Raw genomic sequence first — 5,153 nt, 5'->3', positions numbered from 1 at the left:
GCGTCGTGACGTTGAGGAGATGCGACAGAAGCCGGCCGATTTCGCAAAAAAGAACACGGACGAGTTGTCCACGCGTTGGAACGCTGATTTCGAGCAGTTTTTCGGCAGCGAGGCAGAACGCATGCTCCTGGTTCATCGGCGCGACATAGTCGAGCCGGTCGAAATAGGGCAGCGCTTGCAAATAGTTCTTGTGCTCTATGAGTTTTTCGGTGCCGCGATGCAGTAAGCCAATATGCGGATCGGCACGCTCGACGATCTCGCCGTCCAGTTCGAGCACCAGCCGAAGAACACCGTGGGCCGACGGATGCTGGGGCCCGAAATTGATGGTGAAGTTGCGAACGGGGGCTTCGACCATCGCTGCTCTCCGCGACTGTCGGGGCAAGGCGTGATGCGAATGGTTCGGCGCCTCAAGTCGTCGTCTGAATGATCAGCGTCAGGGTGCCATCGCCATCTATGTTTGCAGCGACAACCTGCGAGGAATTGAGCCCATTCGCCCTCAAGGCCGATGTCGCTTGAGGCGAAGCATCGACTGAGTTTTGCAGGCGTAGCAAATCTTCGGCGCTGGTCTGATTGATCACGGCATCCGCCTGCGCCTTGATTTCGTCAGGCAGATCCTCGACGGCGACAATGGCAACGCCGGTGAAATTCAAATCAGCAGAGCCTGGATCTGACAGCGCCTGCTCCGGTTGCACTTCGCCCTGCGGTGGCGTCACCTGGGGAAGCTGCGGTCCAACAGTTTGGGCGTAGACGGGCTGAATGATGACCGCCCCGGAAAGTGCGACAGCTATCGTCAACATGCGCATGGTCGCTCCTTGCATCCTTCGAGGGAGATTTTGAAGAAACCCCCATGCCGAGCGATTGTTCCCGCGGGGCTGGTCACACTGGGCAATTTCGCGTCGACCCCCCTGGGGAAACGCCGAACGAACCATGGCCCAGACGACGTCATATGGCTGTCTCCCAACCGGCTGAGCGGTTGCGTACGGAATCGTACCATCGATTGATCTGCACCTTGGAGAGGATCAAAATAAAGCAGAGGTGACCATGGGAGGGAGCCGCATGAGCATCGCCAGATGGGCAATAAGACCTGTCGGTACCGCCAAGGCATTTCTGGCAGAGCAGCTTCGAAGTGGGCGATACGGCGACATCGTTTCGGTCAAAGCGGCGATAGAGGCCGCTCGCAGGGACGCGCCTTATTTGCAGGATACAGACGATGAGTTGATGGAGACGATCGTCGAGCTGGCACGGGAACTGGGGCTGGCCGTCCTTTTTGACTCTCGCGATTGACCGATGAGCCATGGCTGGAGGACTCACCGGTGGTTGAAGCGATTTGGTACGAAATCGACAATTGGCTCATGGCCGAAAATGCGCAATTATTGGGAAATGGGACGACGGCTGGACGACAAACTCGATTGCAAGGCTTGTGGGACTATCCAAATGGACATTCCCGACAACGCCAAGGAATCGACGCCAATTCATTGCAGCAATTGCGGCGCCTTTCTCGGCGAGTGGGGCGAATTGCAGGACGATTTCTACCGCCAGGCTCGCGGTACCGAGGCATTCGACTTGCGCAACGGAACCATTATCAAGAAGTAGCGCGCAACGACGCGGCCTCCGGATGACATCGGCAAATTCGCAAGGGGTTGGCAGATCTAGCCGACCTCGATGACCACCATCAGCCCGCCGCCGCCCTTCTCCTCGACATTGTTGTTCGTCGTGTGATGCGGGATGTGGCAGTGAATGAGCCACTTGCCAGGACGCAGCGCCTTCCACACGACGTCATAGCGCTGTCCCGGTCCGACATTGATCGTATCGGCCAGAAAGCGCGCCGACGAAGAAAGCGTCTCACCGTCACGGGCGACGACCTCGAAGGGTCCGCCATGGATATGCATTGGATGGACGAAGCCGTTGTTGGTGCCGATGAAACGCACCTTCAGCGTCTCGCCCACCTTCATAGGAATGGTGTCGGTTGCGGGATAGGCTTTGCCGTTGATGGTGAAGAAGTTCGGCATGCCGCCTTCCATGGGCATCGACGGATAAGTCAGCCCATCGCGCACCAGCCATTCCTGAAGTTCGATGACATAGTCGTGGTCAGCCGGAACCTCGTCGGCAGGATTGGCGGGATCGATAATCAGCGCCCCATAAAGCCCCAGCGCCTGGGTGCGGTCCGGCTTGGCATGCGGATGATAGAAGTAGGTCCCGTGCTGGGTCGCGGTGAACGCATAGGAATAGGATTGTCCAGGCTCGATCGGCGGCTGGGTGATCTCGGCAGGTCCATCCATCTGGTTCGGCAGGATCATGCCGTGCCAATGCACCGTGGTTTCCTCGGGCAGGTCGTTGGTGACGTCGATGCGAACCTTATCGCCCTGGCGAATGTGGATGCGCGGACCGGGAATCTGGCCATTGTAGGCATAGGCGTCGACCGCGACGTTGGGCAGGATCTGCCAGCGGACCACCGATGGTCTGAGCTCGAACACCTTGACGCCGTTCTCTAGACGGAATGGCAGTTCCTGGTCGCCCTTGGCGGCAAGACCATAGGACGAGGTAACGCGACGCGGATCGGTTGCAGCCATGTCACGCATGGATTCCGCCGGCGTGTCGCGACCCATGATCATGCCTTGCGGCATGATCGCGCCGCCGACGTCACGCGCCGAAAGCGTCAGGTTCAGCCAGTTCGCCGGCGCGGCCATGCCGATCGCCAACGCCAACACCGACACAATACCGAGGGCCGCAATCTGCGGCGTCGTAGCGTCCGTCTCCATCTGATGGCCGCTGCGTTTGGACTTGTGGGAGGTGTTGCGGCTTCGTCGATCGTCGCCGGCGTTGGGGTGATGCGTAGCGTGCTGTTGGTGGGCGGTCGGCTCTCCACTGCTCGTTTCGTTCGCCTGCGGGCGCTGCGTCATCAATCCGTGCTTCAGCCCGCGCGCGACCAGCCAGACATTGGCCGGATAGGCGAGCGTGAAGCCGGCGATGACGCCGATCGACATCACGCCCCAGAACAAAAGCTCGGTCGGCTCCATGGCGCGCATGTCGCGTCCCATCATCAGAAAGCTCATGACGGGCGCCATGCCGGCCATCATGAAATTCATCGAGATGAACTCGGGCAAGAAGCTCTTGCGCACGTTCTCCCAGTAGGTGCCGCCCATCATCGATTTCATGAACAGCGATTGGAAGATGAACAGGCCGAAGGCAAAGCCCGCCAGATATTCGACGATGAGGTCGAGCCACATCGGCAGGCCAAGCGTTGCCGTGATGACTGCGGCGAGAATGATGCCGGTCGCATCGCCGGCAACGCAGTGGATGGTCGAGCCGACCCCCTGTTTCCACAGCGGCCTGGTGAAGTCTTCATGCTCGCCTGGACGTGGCTCCTTGTCTGCAAGCACATAAAGCAGCAGCCCCAATGGACCCATATAGAGGGTCACCAGGATGAAGCCCCATTTCATCACCACCGGTTCGGGATTGTTGCGGTATTGATCGAAGCCGACATAAAGCGTCGAGGCGGCGGCAAGAGCGAACCAGACGGCAAGGAAATAGTCGATTGGCTGGATGAACATGGATGCATCCCGTCGCGGATCAGTGGCTTGTCACAAGCAGCCCCCGTCGATGAACGCAGCCGGCGTGTTTATGATCCCGCCGGCCCAATCCGGTTGTGTCGAATTCTCCAGCCTGGCGCTCTTGTCGAAGCATTAACGCGCGGTAATTCCCTTGAAGGCGTGGGCGCTTCGCTGCCTCAACAGGAGCTGGCCATGAAACATCAAACACTCGACCAACTGCATGCCGTCGCCAAGATTGAATCGTCGGCTGCTTATTCCGCCATGACACGAAATCAGCGCATAGAGCGCTGGGCTGAACTGCTGGAGCGTAATCCCGAGCGATGCCTTGGGGCGTTTGCAGGCACCGAACATCTGCACCCTGAAGCACGTTCATTGATGCGGGGCGAGGGAACGGCAATTTCGGTCGCCTTCGAGGATCCAGTGCTGCGCGCATCGGGTTTAAAGGACGACACATACGGTGAGGCAAGGCGCTTTTTCGAACTGAACGACTGGCAGCTGCACGACATCGTCTGCGATTGCCACGTCGGCTCAACCATGAAAGCGCGCTGGGCTGCGACGCGGGTCCGCTCAGCCATCAGCGGCAGGTTCTTTGCGTGGTTGCGGCAAAGGATAATGCGCTGACCGTAGTTGGGGATCGTCGTCGCTTCGGTGCGGCATACGATCCCCTGTCTTGCCGATTGGATGTCTTGCCAATCGGATTGTCTTGCCGACGCGGATCAACGCTTGTCCTGGTACAGCCGGTTGGTCGCCCGGTCGCTCTCCCGTTGTTCGGCGGGTCCACGCCGACGGCGTGCGATAACGGCATAGGCCATCAGCACGATCAGCAGCAATGGGCCGCCGGCAACGACGACCAACCACATGATATCTCCAAACATGGCGGCATCTCCTTTCCCAGACAACCGGCGAGGAGGAGAACCGTTCCGTGCAGCAGGCCACCTCGGTCGCCCCTGGTCATTAACTTACGAATTGCGTTCGTAGGTTCCGATGAGTTCAGCCTGCTCAAGCGAATGTTTCTGCGCCTCCCGCCAGATGCGCTCGATGCCCACGCTCGCTGGAATGGCAAGGCTCGGCGTGTCGAGCGCGGCCAGCCGGAAATGGTAATGGTGAACGCCATGTCCGACCGGCGGTTCAGGGCCGTCGTAATAGGCGTTGCCAAAATCATTCGTTGCTTGCCTGAGGGCGCCCGGACCCGGCTTGCCGCTTTCGGCCTCGGGAAGTTCCCTCGTGTCCGGGGAGATGTTGAACACCGCCCAATGACCAAACGTTCCGCTCGGCGCGTCAGGATCCTGAACGACGAGAACGAGACTCTTTGCTTCGTCCGGCACTCCAGACCATTTCAGCGGCGGCGATACGTTTTTGCCGTCTCGTGTGTATCTTTCGGGAATTTGTCCGCCTTCGGCAAAGGCGGCACTGCTAAGGGCAAGTGGCATGGTTCACTCCTTCCGGCGAAGTTGATCGCAGCGACGCGCAGGGCAGCTATTTGTTGGTCCGCATCTTTTGTCTTGGATCGATCCCGCCAGCGGCGGTCGTGTCGTTTTCGACGTCACCTTCGACCGTATTCTCGCCTTCAAGCTCGAACTCTTCGCCTTCCTTGATCGTTCC

General features: G+C 59.3%; 7 protein-coding genes and 1 pseudogene. 3 read left to right on the top strand and 5 right to left on the bottom strand.

Annotated features, from left to right (window positions below; all coding sequences use genetic code 11):
* Both EN939_RS16755 and EN939_RS16750 read right to left on the bottom strand, forming a co-directional pair.
* Window positions 1-355: pseudogene (locus EN939_RS16755) on the bottom strand (NADH-quinone oxidoreductase subunit D); the annotation flags it as partial.
* Window positions 356-407: 52 nt separating this feature from the next.
* Entirely contained in the window at window positions 408-803 is a 396-nt protein-coding gene (locus EN939_RS16750; protein WP_127268883.1) for a hypothetical protein, read from the bottom strand.
* Between the two features lie 253 nt (window positions 804-1,056).
* Between EN939_RS16750 and EN939_RS16745 the strand changes: the two genes are divergently transcribed.
* Window positions 1,057-1,284 (top strand): hypothetical protein, encoded by a 228-nt coding sequence (locus EN939_RS16745; RefSeq protein WP_127268882.1) that lies wholly within the window; start codon window positions 1,057-1,059, stop codon window positions 1,282-1,284.
* Window positions 1,285-1,434: 150 nt separating this feature from the next.
* Complete coding sequence (locus EN939_RS16740; protein WP_081738677.1) at window positions 1,435-1,593, top strand: hypothetical protein; 159 nt, start codon at window positions 1,435-1,437, stop codon at window positions 1,591-1,593.
* A 56-nt stretch (window positions 1,594-1,649) separates the two neighbouring features.
* Here the strand turns inward: EN939_RS16740 and EN939_RS16735 are convergent, their stop codons facing one another.
* Entirely contained in the window at window positions 1,650-3,551 is a 1,902-nt protein-coding gene (locus EN939_RS16735) for a DUF4396 domain-containing protein (protein WP_127268880.1), read from the bottom strand.
* A 192-nt stretch (window positions 3,552-3,743) separates the two neighbouring features.
* On the opposite strand from EN939_RS16735, the gene EN939_RS16730 reads away from it, so the two are divergent.
* Entirely contained in the window at window positions 3,744-4,172 is a 429-nt protein-coding gene (locus EN939_RS16730) for a hypothetical protein (RefSeq protein WP_127268879.1), read from the top strand.
* A 95-nt stretch (window positions 4,173-4,267) separates the two neighbouring features.
* Here EN939_RS16730 and EN939_RS16725 read toward each other — a convergent pair whose 3' ends face one another.
* Both EN939_RS16725 and EN939_RS16720 read right to left on the bottom strand, forming a co-directional pair.
* The gene (locus EN939_RS16725; RefSeq protein WP_127268877.1) at window positions 4,268-4,426 is read right to left on the bottom strand and encodes a hypothetical protein; all 159 of its coding nucleotides are present in this window, start codon (window positions 4,424-4,426) and stop codon (window positions 4,268-4,270) included.
* 84 nt (window positions 4,427-4,510) lie between these two features.
* The gene (locus EN939_RS16720; protein WP_127268875.1) at window positions 4,511-4,981 is read right to left on the bottom strand and encodes a YbhB/YbcL family Raf kinase inhibitor-like protein; all 471 of its coding nucleotides are present in this window, start codon (window positions 4,979-4,981) and stop codon (window positions 4,511-4,513) included.
* Between the last annotated feature and the right edge of the window lie 172 nt (window positions 4,982-5,153).

The sequence above is a fragment of the Mesorhizobium sp. M7A.F.Ca.CA.002.05.1.1 genome, from assembly GCF_003998335.1.
Classification (GTDB): domain Bacteria; phylum Pseudomonadota; class Alphaproteobacteria; order Rhizobiales; family Rhizobiaceae; genus Mesorhizobium.
The sequence above is the reverse complement of the archived record's forward strand: the minus strand, read 5'-3'. Positions and strand labels throughout refer to the sequence as shown.

What these genes read in the sequence shown, in the direction of transcription:
- EN939_RS16745 (WP_127268882.1), top strand. Translation starts at nt 1,057, where the DNA reads ATGAGCATCGCCAGATGGGCAATAAGACCTGTCGGTACCGCCAAGGCA.
- EN939_RS16720 (WP_127268875.1), bottom strand. Translation starts at nt 4,981, where the DNA reads ATGCCACTTGCCCTTAGCAGTGCCGCCTTTGCCGAAGGCGGACAAATT.
- EN939_RS16735 (WP_127268880.1), bottom strand. Translation starts at nt 3,551, where the DNA reads ATGTTCATCCAGCCAATCGACTATTTCCTTGCCGTCTGGTTCGCTCTT.
- EN939_RS16730 (WP_127268879.1), top strand. Translation starts at nt 3,744, where the DNA reads ATGAAACATCAAACACTCGACCAACTGCATGCCGTCGCCAAGATTGAA.
- EN939_RS16725 (WP_127268877.1), bottom strand. Translation starts at nt 4,426, where the DNA reads ATGTTTGGAGATATCATGTGGTTGGTCGTCGTTGCCGGCGGCCCATTG.
- EN939_RS16740 (WP_081738677.1), top strand. Translation starts at nt 1,435, where the DNA reads ATGGACATTCCCGACAACGCCAAGGAATCGACGCCAATTCATTGCAGC.
- EN939_RS16750 (WP_127268883.1), bottom strand. Translation starts at nt 803, where the DNA reads ATGCGCATGTTGACGATAGCTGTCGCACTTTCCGGGGCGGTCATCATT.